Annotated in this window: 17 protein-coding genes; 9 read left to right on the forward strand and 8 right to left on the reverse strand. The window is 71.2% G+C overall.

The window, feature by feature from the left end; genetic code table 11:
- Positions 1 to 6: 6 nt before the first annotated feature.
- The gene (locus tag KXD96_RS09440; RefSeq protein ID WP_260744324.1) at positions 7 to 1503 is read right to left on the reverse strand and encodes a DEAD/DEAH box helicase; all 1497 of its coding nucleotides are present in this window, start codon (positions 1501 to 1503) and stop codon (positions 7 to 9) included.
- Positions 1504 to 1755: 252 nt separating this feature from the next.
- Between KXD96_RS09440 and KXD96_RS09445 the strand changes: the two genes are divergently transcribed.
- Positions 1756 to 2451 carry a ferritin-like domain-containing protein gene (locus KXD96_RS09445; RefSeq protein WP_260744325.1) on the forward strand — a complete coding sequence of 232 codons (696 nt, stop codon included), beginning with the start codon at positions 1756 to 1758 and terminating at the stop codon, positions 2449 to 2451.
- A gap of 3 nt (positions 2452 to 2454) precedes the next feature.
- On the opposite strand, the gene KXD96_RS09450 is transcribed toward KXD96_RS09445, so the two are convergent.
- A complete protein-coding gene (locus tag KXD96_RS09450; RefSeq protein WP_260744326.1) occupies positions 2455 to 3174 on the reverse strand; it encodes an MmpS family transport accessory protein in 720 nt (239 codons plus the stop codon).
- A 206-nt stretch (positions 3175 to 3380) separates the two neighbouring features.
- Between KXD96_RS09450 and KXD96_RS09455 the strand changes: the two genes are divergently transcribed.
- A complete protein-coding gene (locus KXD96_RS09455) occupies positions 3381 to 3650 on the forward strand; it encodes a DUF3107 domain-containing protein (protein ID WP_260744327.1) in 270 nt (89 codons plus the stop codon).
- On the opposite strand, the gene KXD96_RS09460 is transcribed toward KXD96_RS09455, so the two are convergent.
- A complete protein-coding gene (locus KXD96_RS09460; protein WP_260744328.1) occupies positions 3637 to 4323 on the reverse strand; it encodes a TetR/AcrR family transcriptional regulator in 687 nt (228 codons plus the stop codon). The two genes, KXD96_RS09455 and KXD96_RS09460, sit on opposite strands and share 14 nt — an antisense overlap.
- A gap of 201 nt (positions 4324 to 4524) precedes the next feature.
- On the opposite strand from KXD96_RS09460, the gene KXD96_RS09465 reads away from it, so the two are divergent.
- The 3 genes from KXD96_RS09465 (at position 4525) to KXD96_RS09475 (ending at position 7713) form a co-directional block, all read left to right on the forward strand.
- Positions 4525 to 5556: a DUF3152 domain-containing protein gene (locus tag KXD96_RS09465; protein ID WP_260744329.1), complete on the forward strand. Its 1032-nt coding sequence runs from the start codon at positions 4525 to 4527 to the stop codon at positions 5554 to 5556.
- A 96-nt stretch (positions 5557 to 5652) separates the two neighbouring features.
- A complete protein-coding gene (moeZ, locus tag KXD96_RS09470; RefSeq protein WP_260744330.1) occupies positions 5653 to 6822 on the forward strand; it encodes an adenylyltransferase/sulfurtransferase MoeZ in 1170 nt (389 codons plus the stop codon).
- Positions 6823 to 6858: 36 nt separating this feature from the next.
- Complete coding sequence (locus KXD96_RS09475) at positions 6859 to 7713, forward strand: TIGR02569 family protein (RefSeq protein WP_260744331.1); 855 nt, start codon at positions 6859 to 6861, stop codon at positions 7711 to 7713.
- Here KXD96_RS09475 and KXD96_RS09480 read toward each other — a convergent pair.
- Genes KXD96_RS09480 through KXD96_RS09490 form a run of 3 tightly spaced genes read right to left on the reverse strand, consistent with a single transcriptional unit; the run spans position 7710 to position 9039 of the window.
- Positions 7710 to 8012 (reverse strand): MGMT family protein, encoded by a 303-nt coding sequence (locus KXD96_RS09480; RefSeq protein WP_260744332.1) that lies wholly within the window; start codon positions 8010 to 8012, stop codon positions 7710 to 7712. The two genes, KXD96_RS09475 and KXD96_RS09480, sit on opposite strands and share 4 nt — an antisense overlap.
- Before the next feature lie 2 nt (positions 8013 to 8014).
- A complete protein-coding gene (locus KXD96_RS09485; RefSeq protein WP_260744333.1) occupies positions 8015 to 8800 on the reverse strand; it encodes an alpha/beta fold hydrolase in 786 nt (261 codons plus the stop codon).
- Between the two features lie 47 nt (positions 8801 to 8847).
- Complete coding sequence (locus KXD96_RS09490; RefSeq protein ID WP_260744334.1) at positions 8848 to 9039, reverse strand: hypothetical protein; 192 nt, start codon at positions 9037 to 9039, stop codon at positions 8848 to 8850.
- 109 nt (positions 9040 to 9148) lie between these two features.
- On the opposite strand from KXD96_RS09490, the gene KXD96_RS09495 reads away from it, so the two are divergent.
- The 4 genes from KXD96_RS09495 to nudC all read left to right on the forward strand — a co-directional run bounded on the left by KXD96_RS09495 (position 9149) and on the right by nudC (position 17707).
- Positions 9149 to 12292, forward strand: coding sequence for an ATP-dependent DNA helicase (locus tag KXD96_RS09495; protein WP_260744335.1), 3144 nt, complete (start codon positions 9149 to 9151; stop codon positions 12290 to 12292).
- Positions 12259 to 15555: an ATP-dependent DNA helicase gene (locus KXD96_RS09500; RefSeq protein ID WP_260744336.1), complete on the forward strand. Its 3297-nt coding sequence runs from the start codon at positions 12259 to 12261 to the stop codon at positions 15553 to 15555. Before KXD96_RS09495 ends, KXD96_RS09500 begins: the two co-directional genes overlap by 34 nt.
- A 90-nt stretch (positions 15556 to 15645) precedes the next feature.
- Positions 15646 to 16716 carry a TrkA family potassium uptake protein gene (locus KXD96_RS09505; protein WP_260744337.1) on the forward strand — a complete coding sequence of 357 codons (1071 nt, stop codon included), beginning with the start codon at positions 15646 to 15648 and terminating at the stop codon, positions 16714 to 16716.
- Between the two features lie 58 nt (positions 16717 to 16774).
- A complete protein-coding gene (nudC, locus tag KXD96_RS09510; RefSeq protein WP_260744338.1) occupies positions 16775 to 17707 on the forward strand; it encodes an NAD(+) diphosphatase in 933 nt (310 codons plus the stop codon).
- A gap of 10 nt (positions 17708 to 17717) precedes the next feature.
- Here the strand turns inward: nudC and KXD96_RS09515 are convergent, their stop codons facing one another.
- Together KXD96_RS09515 and mrx1 are read right to left on the reverse strand one after the other, a co-directional pair.
- Positions 17718 to 18398, reverse strand: coding sequence for a sensor domain-containing protein (locus KXD96_RS09515; protein ID WP_260744339.1), 681 nt, complete (start codon positions 18396 to 18398; stop codon positions 17718 to 17720).
- A gap of 71 nt (positions 18399 to 18469) precedes the next feature.
- Positions 18470 to 18724 (reverse strand): mycoredoxin Mrx1, encoded by a 255-nt coding sequence (mrx1, locus tag KXD96_RS09520; protein ID WP_260744340.1) that lies wholly within the window; start codon positions 18722 to 18724, stop codon positions 18470 to 18472.
- Positions 18725 to 18762 lie beyond the last annotated feature (38 nt).

Below are 18762 nucleotides of genomic sequence, written 5' to 3' on the forward strand. Positions count from 1 at the left end.
CGCGGCTCAGTTGGCCTGCGCGCCGGCTTCGGCGGGCTTGCGGCGTCGGCGGCGGCGCCGGGGTGTCCCGGATTTGCCCGGTGCCTCCGCGGCGGCTTCGCCGTTGGCGGTGCCGGCCGCGCCGTTCCCGCCGGGGTGTCCGGTGACGGGCTGGCCGCCGCGGGTGCGCCGCCGCGGCGCGCCGGAGCGGCTACGCGCGGACCGTTCCGCCTTCTGGCCCTCACGTTCGCCGGTGCGGCGTTGGCCCTGCGACTTCTTCGGCGTGCCGACGCCGCCGCCCGCCCCGGCGGGGATGCCCAGCTCTTCGTAGAGGTGCGGCGAGTTCGAGTAGGTCTCGGCGGGCTCGGGGCAGTTCAGGCCCAGCGCCTTGTCGATCATCGACCAGCGGGGCAGCTCGTCCCAGTCCACCAGGGTGACCGCGACACCGGTCTTGCCGGCGCGGCCGGTGCGGCCGATGCGGTGCACGTAGGCCTGTTCGTCCTCGGGGATCTGGTAGTTGATGACGTGGGTGACGTCGTCGATGTCGATGCCGCGCGCGGCGACGTCGGTGGCCACCAGCACGTCGATGTCCCCGGACCGGAAGGCCTTGAGGGCCTTCTCACGCGCGATCTGCCCGAGGTCCCCGTGCACGGCCCCGACCTTGAAGCCCCGCTCGGCGAGCTCGTCGGCGACTTTCTGCGCGGTGCGCTTGGTGCGGGTGAAGATCATCGTCGCGCCGCGGCCCTCGGCCTGCAGCACCCGGCTCACCAGCTCCACCTTGTCCAGGGCGTGCGCGCGGTAGACGAATTGCTCGGTGGTGTCGTGCGTCGCCGCCGAGTGCGGCGCCTCCGCGCGAATGTGGGTGGGCTGGTTCATGAAGGTGCGGGCCAGCGTGATGATCGGGTCCGGCATGGTGGCCGAGAACAGCATCGACTGCCGGTCGACGGGGATTTGGCGCAGGATGCGCTCGATGTCGGGCAAAAAGCCCAGGTCGAGCATCTCGTCGGCCTCGTCGAGCACCAGGACCGACAGCCCGCCGAGCTGCAGGTGGCCCTGCTGGCTCAAATCGAGCAGCCGGCCGGGGGTGCCCACCACGACGTCGGCGCCGGCGCGCAGCGCCTCGATCTGCGGCTCGTAGGGACGGCCGCCATAGATGGAGACGACGCTCAGCGGACGATCGCCCTCGGCCTTGAGGTACTGGGCCGCGGTGGAGAGGTCACCGTGGACCTGCAGGCACAGCTCGCGGGTCGGCACCACGATCAGGGCCCGTGGTGTGCCGTTGAGCGGGCGAGCGTCGCTGCCGGCCGTGATGCGCTGCAGCAGCGGCACGCCGAAAGCGAAGGTCTTGCCCATGCCGGTGCGGGCCTGGCCGATCAGATCGTCGCCGGCGAGCGCCAGCGGCAGGGTGAGTTCCTGGATCGCGAAGGGGCGCTCAATGCCCTTTTCCGCGAGGGCGCGCACGATTTCGTCGCGGACGCCGAGGCCGGCAAAAGTCAATTCAGTTGTGCTGGTGAGTGTGCTCATGCGTGGGTGGTAAGCCTTTCGGTGACATATCGGTATGTGTCGGTGTTTCTCTGTCGCGGTCACGCGCGCACGAGTGCCGACTCCGAATACGTCGCCGAGTCGCGGGCCCCTGCTCAATTTGGGCGGGCCAGCTGTGCACGCACATTTCGCCGATAGCGGCTTTGGAAGAAATACAGCCGTTATCTACGTACATGATAGCCGGTCGCCAACTGGCACCCGTTTTGCGCCAGGTCCGCCGACTACAGTGTTGCCATGACCCGGCCCTCCTCCGCCGACCCGGTTGACGATTCGCCCGCCTCTCGCCTGTCGGCCGACCACCCGGGCGTCAACGAGTTGTTCGCGGTCCTGGCATACGGCGAGATCGCCGCGTTCTATCGGCTCACCGACGAGGCGCGGATGGCCCCCGACCTGCGCGGACGGATTTCAATGGCGAGCATGGCCGCCGCCGAGATGCAGCACTATGAGCTGCTGCGCGACGCGCTGGAACGCCGGGGCGTCGACGTGGTGTCGGCGATGTCGAAGTACGTCTCGGCGCTGGAGAACTACCACCGGCTGACGATGCCGAGCACATGGCTGGAAGCGTTGGTGAAGACCTACGTGGGTGACGCACTGGCCGCCGACCTCTACCTCGAGATCGCCGACGGGCTGCCCGACGAGGTTGCCGACGTCGTGCGCGCGGCGCTGTCGGAGACCGGGCACTCGCAGTTCGTGGTCGCCGAGGTGCGGGCCGCGGTGACCGCCAGCGGCAAGCAGCGCAGCCGGCTGGCGCTGTGGTCCCGCCGCCTGTTGGGCGAGGCGATCACCCAGGCGCAGTACGTGCTGGCCGAGCACGACGAGCTGGTCGACCTGGTGGTGTCCGGCCCCGGGGGCCTGGGCCAGCTCACCGCCTTCTTCGACCGGCTGCAGCGGACGCACGACCGGCGGATGCGCGAACTGGGTCTGGGCTGACGCTCAGCGCGTGCAGGTCGCCATGTTCGAGTTGGTGGTCGACGCGGCCACCAGTTGACCGGCGGCGTTGACGATCGAGCAGTTGAGCCGGCCGTAGAAGCTGGTGGCGACGACCGATGGGGTCTGGACGCCGGGGTTGAGGATCACCGCCTTGGTCCACGGCAGCGACACGTTGAACTCGGTCTGGGAGTAACCGCTCCCATCGGTGTAGACGATGTTCACCAGGTCCAGCAGCTGCTTGGAGCCGGTCACGCTGTAGACGACGGTGCGCGGGTTCAGCGCGGCCGACGGCGGGGGCGTCAGCGTCAGGGGCGGAGCGGCGGTGGGCGTCCCCGTCGGCGCCAGGGTCGGTGAGGCGCTCGGGGCGGTCACGGTGGTGAACGTTTCCGGCGGCAGCTGCGGCGCGCGCGAGGGGCTGGGCTGCGCGCTGGGCGGCACGGAGCTCTTCGTGGTGGCCGGCGCGGACGTCACCGGTTGCTGGGCCGGCGCCACGGTGGCCTTGGTCGAGGCGCTGTCGCCGCTGTTGATGATGACGGCGGTCGCGATCGCGCCGACGGCAACCACCGCGCCAAGGATCGCCGTGGCGGGGCGCCAGCGGAGCTCGGCCGGCCAGCCGGTCCAGGTGTAGTCGCCCTCGGGGTAGGAGTCGGCTCGGTAGAGCTCGTCGGTCTCGTCGTCGGGGTAGTCCCGCACCTTGTCGAGATCGGCCAGTGTGGTGCCCATGGTGCCGAAGTTAGCGATGGGAAAGCACGGATCGGGCTTCGAACCCGCGAGTGAGACCAGCTGCAAGCTAATCGTTACCCGCTCGCGACCGACTTTTCGCTCAGCGCGAACCGCGCGGTGGGGGCTGTCGGGGATGCGGGTGCGCGGCGTCCACTAGCCTGCAGCTGACAGGTCTGTCGGCTTCAATACCAACGGAAGGGGTGACCGTGGAGGTCAAGATCGGTATTACGGACAGTCCGCGCGAGCTGGTTCTCTCCAGCGCGCAGACGCCGGCCGAAGTCGAAGAGCTCGTCAGCACCGCGCTGAGCGAGGGACCGGGCCTGCTGAGGCTGACCGACGAGCGGGGGCGTCGCTTCCTCGTTCACACCAGCAAGATCGCCTACGTCGAGATCGGTCCCGCCGACGCGCGCCGAGTCGGCTTCGGCATCGGCGCCGAAGTCACCAAACTCACGGGCAAGGGCGCTAAAGGCGAGTAAGCGGCACGTGTGACAGCCCGCCCCAGGCGAATGCGACGGTGCCCTCGACGGCGTCGGCCTTGGAAATCGGGCGGTCGGAGTCGAGCCAGTACCGAGCGCAGTCCACGCTGATGCCGACCAGTCCCACCGCGATCATCCTGGCGCGGTGCGGGTCGAGCCCCGAATCCGCGCTGATCAAGGCGAACACCGCGTCGATGCACGATTCGGTGGCGACCCGCACCTGCGCGGCCACCTCAGGCTCGGTGACGTAGTCGTTCTCGAAAATCAGCCGGTAACCCTGGCTGTCGTGCTCGATGAAGTCGAAGAACGCCTGGACCGCCGCGTGCAGCCGCCTGCGGTTGTCGGTGGTGGTGTTCAACGCCTGCTGCACCCCCGAGACGAGGTTCTCGACGTGCCGGGCGAGCACGGCCAGGTAGAGCTCGAGTTTACTCGAAAAGTGTTGATACAGAACCGGTTTGCTGACTCCGGCCCGCTCGGCGATCTCGTCCATGCCGGCGGCGTGGTAGCCGCGGTCGACGAAGACGTCGCTGGCGACGATGAGCAGCTGACCGCGACGCTCATCTCGCGGCAACCGGTTGCCGCGCCGGTTCGAAGCCGCAATGCCGTCCCCGGACCGACTGCGGTCGCCCGATTTGACGGCACGCCGCGCCGCGGGTTTGGCGAGTTCGCTCATCGAGTCCTCATCTGATGCGTTGGCAACCGGCCGCCGGCACACTGGGCCAGCCGCGCGCGGCTCGTTGCGAGAGACCTTACTACCCGCGTCGCTGCGGTGATCGTCGTCGCCGCCGTCGTCGCTGCAGAAACTGGTGTCGGGCGGTGCATTCGGGCGCGCCAAGGACGACGTCGCTGCCGACTGTGTAATCCTTGGTCAGTGATGTCCCAGCGGCCCTCGCCCGGCACCGGTCGCGTCCCGGTGCTGCGGGACGAGTGGCGGGAACCGCTTCGGGCCCTGCGTGACCCGATCGCCCGCGACGGCGGACGGACCCGGGCCGACCGGGAGCGCCCGCGCCAGTGGCGCAAACAGACATGGCTGGGACGGTTCGTATCCACCTACGGCTGGCGCGCTTACGCGCTGCCCGTTTTGTCGGCGCTCACCGTGGTGGTCGTCCACCAGGCGGTGACCGGCACCAGCGCGATGAAGCCGACGGCGAATCAGCCCATCCAGAGTCCGCAGGCGATCGGCGCGGTGGGCACCTCGATCATCGACGCGCCACCTCGCGGGCTCGCCGCGTTCGACGCCAACCTGCCGGCCGGGACGCTGCCCGACGGCGGCCCCTTCACCGAGGCGGGCGACAAGACGTGGCGCGTCGTGCCCGGCGCGACGCCGCAGACCGGCCAGGGCACCGTCAAGGTGTTCCGGTACACCGTCGAGGTGGAGGACGGCATCGACCCCACGATGTTCGGCGGCGACAACGCTTTTGCCGAGATGGTCGACCAGACGTTGGCCAATCCCAAGGGCTGGACCCACAATCCGCAATTCGCGTTCGTCCGGATCGACGCACCTAGTGGGGGCAAGCCCGACTTCCGCATCTCACTGGTGTCCCCGGTGACGGTCCGCGAGGGCTGCGGCTACGAATTCCGGCTGGAGACCTCCTGCTACAACCCGTCCTTCGGCAAAGACCGGCAGGCGCGGGTCTTCATCAACGAGGCGCGCTGGGTGCGCGGAGCCGTCCCGTTCGAGGGGGACATCGGCTCCTATCGCCAATACGTGATCAACCACGAGGTCGGCCACGCCATCGGGTACCTGCGCCACGAGCCGTGCGAGCAGCAGGGCGCTCTGGCGCCGGTGATGATGCAGCAGACGTTCTCCACGTCGAACGACGATGCCGCGAAGTTCGACCCGGATTTCGTCAAGGCCGACGGGAAGACCTGCCGGTTCAACCCCTGGCCGTTCCCGATCGCCTAGCCCGCCGGCGCACGTTGAATTCATTGCCGTCCAGCACGGCGGCTGCTGTGATGGAAGGGAACGACGAACCGCAATGCGAGACCGAGGAGACGTGGCGTGTCGACATCGTTGCCGCCCCTGGTGGAGCCGGCAGGCGGGCTCACCCGCGATGAGGTGGCCCGCTACAGCCGCCACCTGATCATCCCCGGCCTGGGCGTCGACGGGCAGAAGCGGCTCAAGAACGCGAAGGTGCTGGTGATCGGCGCTGGCGGGCTCGGCGCGCCGACGCTGCTGTACCTGGCCGCGGCCGGCGTGGGAACCATCGGCATCGTCGAGTTCGACGTTGTCGACGAGTCCAACCTGCAGCGTCAGATCATCCACGGCGTGGCCGACATCGGGCGCCCCAAGGCCCACTCGGCGCGCGAGTCGATAGCGGCGATCAACCCGTTGGTCCGGGTGCGCCTGCATGAGTTCCGGCTGGACTCGAGCAACGCTGTAGACCTGTTCACGCAGTACGACCTGATCGTGGACGGCACCGACAACTTCGCCACCCGATACCTGGTCAACGACGCCGCCGCGCTGGCCGGCAAGCCGTACGTGTGGGGGTCGATCTACCGATTCGAGGGCCAGGTGTCGGTGTTCTGGGAGGACGCGCCGGGCGGGCGGGGCCTCAACTACCGCGACCTCTACCCCGACCCGCCACCGCCCGGCACGGTGCCGTCGTGCGCCGAAGGCGGCGTGCTGGGCATCGTCTGCGCCTCCGTCGCGTCGGTGATGGGCACCGAGGCGATCAAACTCATCACCGGGATCGGCGAATCGCTGCTGGGGCGGTTGATGATCTATGACGCGCTCGAAATGTCCTACCGCACCATCAACATCCGCAAGGACCCATCCGCGCCCGCGATCACCGAGCTGATCGACTACGAGCAGTACTGCGGTGCGGCGCCCGGCGACCTCGCCGACCATTCGACGATCACCCCACAGGAATTGCGCGCGCTGCTGGACTCCGGCAAGAAGCTGGCCCTGATCGACGTCCGCGAGCCCGTCGAGTGGGAGATCAACCACATCGACGGGGCCCAGCTCGTCCCGCAGTCCTCGATCGACTCCGGTGAGGGGCTGGCAAAGCTGCCGACGGACCGGATGCCGGTGCTGTACTGCAAGACGGGGGTGCGCTCGGCCGAGGTGCTGGCGGCGGTGAAGAGGGCCGGATTCTCCGATGCCGTGCACCTGCAGGGCGGCATCGTGGCGTGGGCGCAACAGATGCAACCCGACATGGTGATGTACTGACCCGACACGCCAGGTGGCCTCGTCTAGGCTACCCGTGTGAATGTCGAGCCACCGCCGGAGCATGTGCTGGCGGCGTTTGGTTTGACCGGTGTGAACCCCGTCTATCTGGGGGCTAGCTGGGAGGGCGGCTGGCGCTGCGGCGAGGTCGTGCTGTCACTGGTGGCCGACCACGCCCGGGCGGCTTGGTCGGCCCGGGTGCGGGAGACGTTGTTCGTCGACGGTGTTCGGCTGGCCCGCCCGGTCCGCTCGACGGACGGGCGGTACGTGGTTTCGGGCTGGCGGGCCGATACCTTCGTCGCCGGCACGCCCGAACCTCGGCACGACGAGGTGGTCTCGGCGGCGGTGCGCCTGCACGAGGCGACCGGCAAACTGGAACGTCCCCGATTTCTGACCCAGGGCCCCACCGCGCCGTGGGGCGACGTGGACATCTTCATCGCCGCCGACCGTGCCGCGTGGGAGGAGCGGCCGCTGTCGTCGGTGCCCCCGGGCGCCCGGACCGCGCCGCCGACGGCCGACGCCGAGCGGTCGGTGGAGCTGATCAACCAGCTGGCCACCCTGCGCCGGCCGACCAAGAGCCCGAACCAGGTGGTGCACGGAGACCTCTACGGGACAGTGCTTTTCGTCGGCACCGCCGCCCCGGGGATCACCGACATCACCCCCTACTGGCGGCCCGCGTCGTGGGCGGCCGGCGTCGTCGTCGTCGACGCCCTGTCCTGGGGCGAGGCCGACGACGGACTCATCGAACGCTGGAACGCGTTGCCGGAGTGGCCGCAGATGTTGTTGCGCGCCTTGATGTTTCGCCTGGCGGTCCACGCGTTGCACCCACGCTCGACCGCCGAGGCCTTTCCCGGGCTGGCCCGCACCGCGGCGCTGGTCCGGTTGGTGCTCTAGCGCCGGAAGTCGTAACGGGTTTCGCGCAGCGCGATCTTGCCGTCGGTGGCCAGGACCCCTTCGGCACGCAACAGCTCGAGTTGGCGGGCCCTCAGATGACGCGCGGGGCGGCCCGAGGCGGTGATCACGCGATGCCACGGCAGGTCCGAGGAGTCGGTCCGCATGATCCAGCCGACGATGCGCGGGCTGGAAAGGCCTGCGACGTCGGCGATGTCGCCGTAGGTCGCGACTCTGCCGGGCGGGATCGCCGCGACCAGCGCCCGCACCCGCTCGACCTGCTCGTCGGTCACCGGCGCCACGATCAGCGGGCCTCGAGCAGTTCGCGCGTCAGCGCGGCGACTTCCGCCGGCGCGGCGTAGGGCACCATGTGGTTGCAGTCGAAATCCAGCAGCCGGAAATCGGACCCCAACCGCTCCTGCAGCCCTTCGATGAGGTGGTCGCCGACGTATGGCGGCGAGGTGCGCTTGGCACGGACCAGGATCGTGGCCGTCCCGGCCGGCGGCAGCACGATGTCGCGGGCGAGCTCACTCCAGTACGACATCATCGCCGGCAGGCTGACGCGCCAGCCGCACCGGCCGCCCGGCAGCTCGATCAGGTGCTCGTCGATCTCGGCATCCAGCAGCGCGGGGTCGACGTCGGACCAGGAGCCGTGCGCCTTCTCCAGGCGCGCCTCCTCGGCGTCGCGGTAGTCGGGCGAGGCCAGCATCGCGTCGGCGATCTCGCGCATCCACTCGCCGTCCAATCCGACCGCCGGGTCCAGCAGCAGCAGCGCCGCCACCCGGTCCGGTCGCGCCGCGGCCAGCTGCATGGCGAGCCCGCCGCCGAAGGAGTGCCCCACCACCAGCACCGGCGCCTCGGCCTCGGCGTCGAGCAGCGCGGCCAACGCCGCGACGTTGGCGTCAATGCTCCACGGCGCTGCCCACGTCGACCTGCCGTGACCGATCAGATCCGGTGCGGCGAAAGTGATTTCGGGCAGCAGCCCGGCCAGCTGCTGCCACCGCCGCCCGTGGCCGGTCAGCCCGTGCAGCGCCAGCACTCGCACCGGACCGGGTGGGCCGTAGCGGTGCACATGGAGATCAGCGGTCACCCGCCGATCGTGCCAGCCGCCGCCACGTCCGCCCGCGGGCGGGCGGCTCAGCGTCCTTCGTCCCACTCGTCGTCGGTGGGCACGACGAAGGCTTGCTCGATCACGTCGGCCTCGTTCGCCTCGCGGTCGGCAACGGTCAGATACTCGGTGTCCAAGCCGGCCTCGTCGTCGACGTCGACGGGTTGCAGTTGTTCCGCGGCGTCGCCTTCGGGCGCTTCGTCGCCGGGAAAGTCCGTCACGATTTCCTACCCTCCTCAACTTCGTCGGGCTGCTCGCGGCCTCCATCGTAGGGGCCGGCAGCGGCGCAGGTCGGGCCGACTTGTCAGACCCGGGTGATTGCATGCAGCCATGTCGTACACCTGGGACGCCGAGGCGCGGGCGCTGCTGGTCCCCGGCGTGCGCGGGCCCATCCGGGTGCTGGGCGGGCCGGGCACCGGTAAGAGCAGCCTGCTGGTCGAGGCTGCGGTCGCCCAGATCGACGCCGGCCTCGACCCGGAATCGGTTCTGCTGCTTACCGGTTCCGGCCGGCTGGGGATGCGGGCCCGCAGCGCCTTGACGACGGCGTTGCTGCGGCCACGCTCCGCCGGGCCCTGCCGGGCCGCCGTCCGGGAGCCCTTGGTGCGTACCGTGCACGGCTACGCGTACGCGGTGCTGCGGCGGGCCGCCGAGCGCGCCGGCGACGCGCCCCCGCGGCTGGTCACCAGCGCCGAGCAGGACGCCATCATCCGCGAGCTGCTGGCCGGTGACCTCGAGGACGGACCGCGCGCTGCGACGGCATGGCCCGCCCACCTGCACCCGGCGCTGGCCACCGCCGGCTTCGCCACCGAACTGCGAAACATGTTGGCGCGCTGCGCCGAGCGCGGTGCGGACCCGCAGGAGCTGGAGCGGCTGGGCCGTCGGTGCCGGCGTCCGGAATGGACCGCCGCCGGCCAGTTCGCGCGACAGTACGAGCAGGTGATGCTGCTGCGGGCGGCCGTCGGGACCGCGGCGCCGCAGGCGACGACGCCCGCGCTGGGCGCCGCCGAACTGGTGGGCGCCGCCCTGGAAGCCTTCGCGATCGATCCCGAGCTGCTGGCCACCGAGCGGGGCCGGGTGCGGGTCTTGCTGGTCGACGACGCCCAGCAGCTCGACCCGCAGGCGGCCCGCCTGGTTCGGGTGCTCGCGGCGGGTGCCGAGCTGGCGTTGATCGCCGGGGACCCCAACCAGGCGGTGTTCGGCTTTCGGGGCGGTGAATCCGCCGGGCTGCTTCAGGGGGATTCGCCGTCGGTGACGTTGACGGTCTCGCATCGCTGCGCGCCGGCGGTCGCCCGCGCCGTCAGCGGCATCGCGGCCCGGCTGCCCGGCGGCAGCGGCGGCAGGCGGATCGAGGGCACCGGGAGCGAGGAGGGATCGGTCGCGGTGCGCCTGGCCGCGTCGGCGCACGCGGAGGCGGCGATGATCGCCGACGCGCTGCGACGCGCGCACCTGGTCGACGGCGTGCCGTGGTCGCAGATGGCGGTCATCGTCCGGTCGGTGCCGCGGGCCGGCGCCCGGTTGCCGCGCGCGTTGGCCGCGGCCGGGGTGCCGGTGGCCGCACCGGCGGCAAGCGGACCGCTGTCCGACGAGCCGGCTGCCCGCGCGCTGCTGACCGTCCTGGCGGCGACCGCCGACGGGCTCGACGGTGCGCGGGCCCTGGCGCTGCTGACCGGTCCCATCGGTCGCGTCGACCCGGTTTCGCTGCGGCAGCTGCGCCGAACGCTGCAGCGCGCCAACCCCGATCGCGCATCGGGGGATTTTGCGGATCTGTTGGCCGAGACGCTGTCCGGTGACGGCTCGCCGTCAGGTCCGCAATTTCGCCCGCTGCAGCGGGTGCGTGCGGTGCTGGATGCGGCCGCGCGCTGCCATCGTGCGGGGCAAGACCCGCGCTACACGCTGTGGGCCGCCTGGCAGCGGTCCGGCCTGCAGCGGCGCTGGCTGGCGGCCGCCGATCGGGGCGGCCCGACCGGTGCCCAGGCCACCCGTGACCTGGAGGCGGTCACCGCGTTGTTCGACATCACCGACCAGTACGTGTCGCGCACGTCGGGCGCGTCGCTGCGCGGGCTCGTCGACCACGTGGACGCGCTGCACCTGCCGAGTGTGAACCAGGAGCCGGTGTCGACCGTGGAGCAGGTGCGGGTGCTCAGCGCACACGCCGCCCTGGGACACGAATGGGACCTGGTGGTCATCGCTGGGCTGCAGGAGGGGTTGTGGCCCAACACGGTTCCGCGCGGCGGTGTTCTGGGCACCCAGCGGTTGCTGGACGTGCTGGACGGTGTCGCCGGGGAGGCGTCGGCGCGGGCGCCGCTGCTGGCCGAGGAGCGCCGGCTGCTGGTGTCGGCGATGGGCCGGGCCCGGCGCCGCTTGTTGGTGACCGCCGTGGACAGCGACACGGGCGGCGCGGACCAAGAGGCCGCGCTGCCGTCGGCGTTTTGTTACGAACTCGCGCAGTGGGCCGACGGCGAGGTGGACCCGGCTGCCGCGCAACCGGTCTCGGCGCCCCGGGTATTGTCCGCGGCGGCCTTGGTGGGCCGGCTGCGCGGTGTCGTGTGCGCGCCCGACGGCGCGGTCGACGATGCCGGGCGCGCCTGCGCGGCAACGCAATTAGCGCGGTTGGCCCGGGCCGGGGTCCCGGGCGCCGACCCGGCCGGCTGGCACGGCCTGATCCCGGTCAGCACCAGCGAACCGCTGCGTGACGACGGCGAGGTCGTCACCCTGACCCCGTCGACCCTGCAGACGCTCAACGACTGCCCGCTGCGCTGGCTGGCCGAGCGGCATGGGGGGACCGACCCACGCGACCTGCGCTCCACCGTCGGTTCGGTGCTGCACGCCCTAGTCGCCGAACCGCACCGAAGCGAACCGGAATTGCTGGCCGAGCTGGAGCGGGCCTGGCGGCACCTGCCCTTCGAGGCCGAGTGGCATTCGGCCAACGAGCTGGCGCGGCACCGCGCGATGATCGAGGCCTTCCTCGAGTGGCGGGCGCAGACCCGCGACACGCTGACCGAGGTCGGCGTCGAGGTCGAGATCGACGGAACCCTGGCCGCGTCGGGCGATGGCGGCGGGGACGTCCGGCTGCGCGGCCGGGTCGACCGGTTGGAGCGCGATGCCGCCGGCCGGCTGGTGATCGTCGACATCAAGACCGGCAAAACGCCCGTCAGCAAGGACGATGCCCAGCAACACGCGCAGCTGGCGATGTATCAGCTGGCGGTCGCCGAGGGCATGATGCCGGGCGGGCCAAACGATTCAGAGCCCGGCGGCGCGCGGCTGGTCTACGTCGGCAAGGCCGGGGCATCGGGACCCACGGAACGCGAACAGGATCCGCTGACGCCGGCCGCCCGTGAGGAATGGCGCGAGCTGGTCCGGCGCGCGGCCGAGGCGACCGCCGGGCCGCGGTTCGTCGCCCGGCGCAATGACGGATGCTCGCACTGCCCGATACGACCCTCATGCCCGGCGCACGCCGACGGGGCAGCGCAGTGAACCCGCGCTACAGCCCGGCCGAATTAGCTTGTGCGCTCGGGGTTTTCCCGCCCACCGACGAGCAGGCCGCCGTCATCGCGGCACCGCCCGGGCCGCTGGTCGTCATCGCGGGCGCCGGCGCCGGCAAGACCGAGACCATGGCCGCGCGGGTGGTGTGGCTCGTCGCCAACGGCTACGCCGAACCCGGCCAGGTGCTGGGCTTGACGTTCACCCGCAAGGCCGCCGGCCAGCTGCTGCGCCGGGTCCGGTCCCGGCTGGCCCGGCTGGCCGGCGTCGGCTGGAGTCCCGACGGCGCGGCGCCCACCGAAGCCCCTACGGTCAGCACGTACCACGCCTTCGCCGGTTCGGTGATCCGCGAGCACGGGCTGTTGTTGCCCATCGAGCCCGACACCCGGCTGCTCGGCGAGACCGAGCTGTGGCAGCTGGCGTTCGACGTGGTGAGCGGGTATCGGGGGGAGCTGCGCACCGACAAGACCCCCGCCGCGGTCACGTCGATGGTGCTGCGGTTGTGGGGTCAGCTGGCCGAACACCTGGTGGACACCCGCCAGCTCGGCGATACCCACGTGGAGCTGGAGCGGCTGATCCACGCGCTGCCGGCGGGCCCCTATCAGCGCGACCGCGGCCCCAGCCAGTGGTTGCTGCGGCTGCTGGCCACCCAGACCCAGCGCGCCGAGCTGGTACCGCTGCTCGACGCGCTGAACGAGCGCATGCGGGCCGAAAAGACGATGGACTTCGGCGTGCAGATGGCGTGCGCGGCACGGCTGGCCGCGAACTTTCCGCAGGTCGGTGAGGATCTGCGCGGCCGCTACCGGGTGGTGCTGCTCGACGAGTACCAAGACACCGGGCATGCCCAGCGGGTGGCCCTGTCGGCGTTGTTCGGCGGCGGTGTCGACGACGGGCTGGCGCTGACCGCCGTCGGCGACCCGATTCAGTCGATCTACGGCTGGCGCGGCGCCTCGGCGACCAACCTGCCGCGCTTCACCACCGACTTCCCGCTGTCCGACGGCACACCCGCGCCGGTCCTCGAGCTGCGGACCAGCTGGCGCAACCCGCCGCGGGCCTTGCGGCTGGCCAACGCGATATCGGCGGAGGCGCGTCGCAGGTCCGTGGCGGTGCGCGCGCTGCGGGCGCGCCCGGACGCCCCGCCCGGGACCGTCCGCTGCGCATTGCTTCCCGATGTGCAGGCCGAACGGCGGTGGATCGCCGACGAGCTCGCCGCGCGATACCGGCGGGCTGACGGCGTCACCCCGCCGACCGCCGCGGTTCTGGTGCGCCGCAACGCCGACGCCGCCCCGATCGCCGATGCCCTGCGCGCCCGCGGCATCCCGGTCGAGGTCGTCGGATTGGCCGGGCTGCTGTCCGTCCCCGAGGTCGCCGACGTCGTGGCCATGCTGCGGCTTGTGGCCGACCCGACGGCGGGCGCGGCGGCGATGCGGGTGCTCACGGGTCCGCGCTGGCGCCTCGGCGGTCGGGACATCGCCGCGTTATGGCGGCGCGCCCGGAAACTCGGCGAAGGCCCGGGCGCGGGCGGGACGTCCGCGGCGGAATCGATCGCGATCGCCGCCGGCCCGGACGCCGACACCGCGTGCCTGGCCGACGCGATCGCGGACCCCGGCCCGGCCGACGCGTATTCGGCCGCGGGATATCAGCGCATCGGTGCGCTCGCCGCCGAACTGCGCGCCCTGCGCGGCCACCTCGGCCATTCGCTGCCGGACCTGGTCGCCGAGGTGCGCCGCGTGCTGGGCGTCGACTGCGACGTGCGTGCCGCGGCCGCGCCGAACGCGGGCTGGGCCGGCACCGAACACCTCGACGCGTTCGCCGACGTCGTCGCCCGCTACGCCGAACGAGCCGACGCCGCCGGCGCGCCGGACCGTTGCGCCACGGCATCGGTGTCGGGCCTGCTGGCCTTCCTGGACGTGGCCGAGTCCGTCGAGAACGGCCTGTCGCCGGCGCCGTCGGTGGCCGCGCGCGACCGCGTCCAGGTGCTCACGGTGCACTCCGCGAAGGGGTTGGAGTGGCAGGTGGTGGCGGTGGCACACCTGTCGGGCGGAATCTTTCCGTCGACCGCGTCCCGGAGCACCTGGCTCACCGACGCGGCCGAGCTGCCGCCGCTGCTGCGGGGCGACCGCGCCTCGGCGGGCGCACTGGGCATCCCGGTGCTGGACACCTCGGACGTCACCAATCGAAAGCAGCTGTCGGACAAGATCTTCGAGCATCGCCGCCAGCTCGAACAGCGACGCGTCGACGAGGAACGCCGGCTGCTGTATGTCGCCGTCACCCGGGCCGAGGACACCCTGCTGGTGTCGGGTCACCATTGGGGTGCCACCGGGATCAGACCGCGCGGCCCGTCGGATTTCCTGTGTGAGATAAAGGAGATCATCGACCGTTCGGCCGCGGCCGGGGAACCCTGCGGGGTGGTCGACCAGTGGGCGCCCGCCCCGGCCGACGGCGACCGCAATCCGTTGCGCGACAACACCGTCGAGGCGTTGTGGCCCGCCGATCCGCTGGCCTCCCGCCGCGCCGACGTCGAGCGCGGCGCGGCGTGGGTGACGCGGGCGATGTCGGGCGATCCGGACGAGGCGGGTGCCGACATCGAGGGGTGGGCCGCCGACGTCGACGCCCTGCTCGCCGAGCGCGCGCGGTTGGTGGAACCGCCCCCCGGCGTGCTGCCCAGTCAGCTGTCGGTCAGCGGCCTGGTGGACCTGGCCCGCGACCCCGCGGGCGCGGCGGCGCGGCTGAGGCATCGGCTGCCGACGCGACCGGACCCGCATGCGCTGCTGGGCAACGCGTTTCACTCCTGGGTACAGCAGTTCTACGGTGCCGAGTGCCTGTTCGATCTCGCCGACCTGCCGGGTGCGGCGGACTCCGACGTCGGCGACACCCGGGAGCTGGCCGCCTTGCAGGAGGCGTTCACCGAATCGCCGTGGGCGGCCCGGACCCCCATCGCCGTCGAGGTGCCGTTCGAGATGCCGATCGGCGACACCCTGGTGCGCGGCCGCATCGACGCGGTGTTCGCCGACGCCGACGGCGGCGCCACGGTCGTCGACTGGAAGACCGGCGAGCCGCCGCGCGGGCCGGAAGCCATGCGCCAGGCCGCCGTCCAACTCGCCGTCTACCGCCTGGCGTGGGCCGCCTTGTCCGGTGTCCCGGAATCGTCGGTGCGGACGGCCTTCTATCACGTGCGCGCCCGCACCACGATCGCCCCCGACGATCTGCCCGCCCCCGCCGAACTGGCCGGGTTGCTGGCCGGCCCCACCGGGTGACCCGCGCTGCCCGAGTACGGGGGTCGCGGCCGTGGTTACATTGAGTCGTGCGTGTCACCTGCGCCGGAGTTGAGCCGATGACGGACCGCCGTGCGCAACGGTAGGTCCCGACAACTGAGCGGTCTGGAAGAAACGCTCACCGCCCAGCGAGGCCACCAGTTGGTCGGCGTGGTGCGCATCCCCGAGGAGCACGCCAGCCCCATTCGCGTCATCACTCGCCGCGTGGCCATCGCGCTGGTGGTGTTGTTCGCCGCGGCCGTCATCGTCTACGCGGACCGCAACGGGTACCGCGATGTGCGGGGCGAGCCGCTGACCTTTCTGGACTGCCTGTATTTCTCCGCGGTGTCGCTGTCGACGACCGGCTACGGCGACATCACCCCGTACACCGAAACCGCGCGTTTGGTGCACACCCTGATCTTTACCGCGCTGCGGATCGCGTTCCTGGCCGTGCTGGTCGGCACGACCCTCGAGGTGCTCTCCGAGCGGTCCCGGCAAGGGTGGAAGATTCAGCGTTGGAGGAGCAGAGTGCGCAACCACACGATCGTGATCGGCTACGGCACCAAGGGCAAGACTGCGGTCACCGCCATCCTCGGCGACGAGGCCGCCCAGGGGGACGTCGTGGTCGTCGACACCGATCGGGGCACCCTCGAGCACGCCGCGAGCGCGGGGCTGGTCACCGTGCACGGCGACGCGACCAAGGCCGACGTGCTGCGGCTGGCCGGGGCGCAACACGCGGCGTCGATCATCGTCGCCACCAACCGCGACGACACCGCGGTGCTGGTCACGTTGACCGCGCGGGAGATCGCCCCCAACGCCAAGATCGTGGCGTCCATCCGGGAATCCGAAAACCAGCACCTGCTGCAGCAATCGGGCGCGGACTCGGTGGTGGTCTCCTCGGCGACCGCCGGTCGCCTGCTCGGGCTTGCCACCACCACCCCCAGCGTGGTCGAGATGATCGAGGACCTGCTGACACCGGACTTCGGGTTGGCGATCGCCGAACGGGAGGTGGAGCCGACCGAGGTCGGCGGTTCCCCGCGGCACCTGCGCGACATCGTGCTCGGCGTGGTGCGCGACGGCCACCTGCTGCGCATCGGTTCGCCCGAGGTGGACGCCGTCGAGGCCAACGACCGGCTGCTCTACATCCGGCACGCGGGGCACTGATGGCGATCGCGAGCGCGGCGGGGGCGGGCGAGGCGGGTCGCCATCAGGTGAGGGCCTAGTGGGTATTGCAGACTTCCGGTTGCGGAACGTTCCGTTGCTGTCGCGGGTCGGCGCCGACCGGGCCGACCAGGTGCGCACCGACGTCGAAGCGGCCACCGCCGGATGGGCGGACGCGGCGCTGCTGCGGGTGGATTCACGCAGTCAGGTGCTCGTCACCGACGGCCGGGTGGTGCTCGGCTCCGCGGCCAAGCTGGCCGACAAGCCGCCGCCGGAAGCGGTGTTTTTGGGCCGCATCGACGGCGGCCGCCACGTGTGGGCCATCCGCGGCGCGCTGGAGGCGCCGGAAGACCCCGATGTCCGGGCCGAGGTGGTGAACCTACGCGGGCTGGGCTCGATCCTCGACGACACCAGCAGCCAGCTGGTGTCGTCGGCGGTCGCGCTGCTCAACTGGCACGACTCGGCGCGGTTCAGCTCGGTGGACGGCTCGCCGACCAGGCCGGCCCGGGCGGGCTGGGCGCGGGTCAACCCGATCACCGGTCACGAGGAGTTCCCGCGCATCGACCCGGCCGTGATCTGCCTGGTCCACGACGGCGGCGACCGTGCGGTGCTGGCCCGCCAGGCGGTGTGGCCGGAGCGGATGTTCTCGCTGCTGGCCGGATTCGTCGAGGCCGGGGAATCGTTCGAAGTCTGTGTCGCCCGCGAGATCCGCGAGGAAATCGGCCTCACCGTCCGCGACGTGCGCTACCTGGGCAGCCAGCCGTGGCCGTTCCCGCGCTCGCTCATGGTCGGCTTCCACGCCGTCGCGGACCCGGGCGAGGGGTTTTCGTTCAACGACGGGGAGATCGCCGAGGCGGCGTGGTTCACCCGCGAGGAAGTGCGCGCGGCGCTGGCGGCCGGCGACTGGTCCAGCTCGGCGGAGTCGAAGCTGCTGCTGCCCGGGTCGATCTCGATCGCGCGCGTGATCATCGAATCCTGGGCCGAGATCGACTGATCCACAGCGGCTACTTGACGCGGTCCGTCACCGTCTGCAGGACGGTGCTGGCGATTTGCTCGGTGGGTTCGATTCCCAGCACGCCGACGGAGACCAGCACCGATGACTTCACCGTGTACAGGTGGATCCATCCGTCGGAGTTCAACTTCAGCGTCACCGAATCCGGTTTGTTCAACACGAAGTCGTAGGCGGTGTGGTGCAGGGAGGCGCACTGATCCAGCGTCGCGTGCAGCTGGTTGAGCGCCCCGCGCGCCACGTTGGCGTCCGGGTAGACGACGACGGCGTTGGTGATCTCGTTGATCGGGGCGATGCCGCCCGGCCTCAGGTCGTCGGTCGAGCCGGCGTAGGCGACCGAACGATATTCCCGCCAGCCCCCGGCGAAGGTGAGGTCCGTGGTTCCCACCGCGCGGCACGGGCCCGGAGGGTTGCCGACGGTTTCGCGCGGGGGATCGTTGCGGTCGGCGTACGAATACGGTTGCAGGCCTTCGAAATTGGCGATGCGACGGGCGTCTTGGAGGCTGATGATCAACGAGTCGGCGTAGGCGTGTGGGCTGGGAGTCGCCGTCGTTTTGCTCGGCGGGTGTGAGCACGCCGACACGAAGGCCACCGCACCCCAGGCGATGACGGCCCAGGCTGTGCCGGCCACCGACAGACGCCGGAGCAAGCGGATCGACCGAAAACTCGACGCCATGGTCGCCTATGTTAGGGCCGCGTACGCCGGCAGGCAGACCACTTGGCCAATACCGCGGCGTATCGGCGCTCTCAGGCGCCGGCTTGCGCCAGCTTGGCCTTGACCTCGGCCGCGCTCGGGTTGGTCAGCGTCGACCCGTCGGCGAACTTCACCGTCGGAACCGTTCTGTTGCCCCCATTGACCGAGCCGACGAACTCCGCCGCCGCGGGATCGTGCTCGATATCGACCGCCTGGTAAGGAATTCCATTGGACTTCAGCACGGTCATCAGGCGATGGCAGTAGCCGCACCATGAGGTGGTGTAGACGGTGATCGGGGGAGGGGTCATAGCTCGCTAACGTAGCCCGGCGAGGATGTGTTCCGCGC

It is taken from the genome of Mycobacterium sp. SMC-2 (genome assembly GCF_025263485.1).
Taxonomy (GTDB): domain Bacteria; phylum Actinomycetota; class Actinomycetes; order Mycobacteriales; family Mycobacteriaceae; genus Mycobacterium.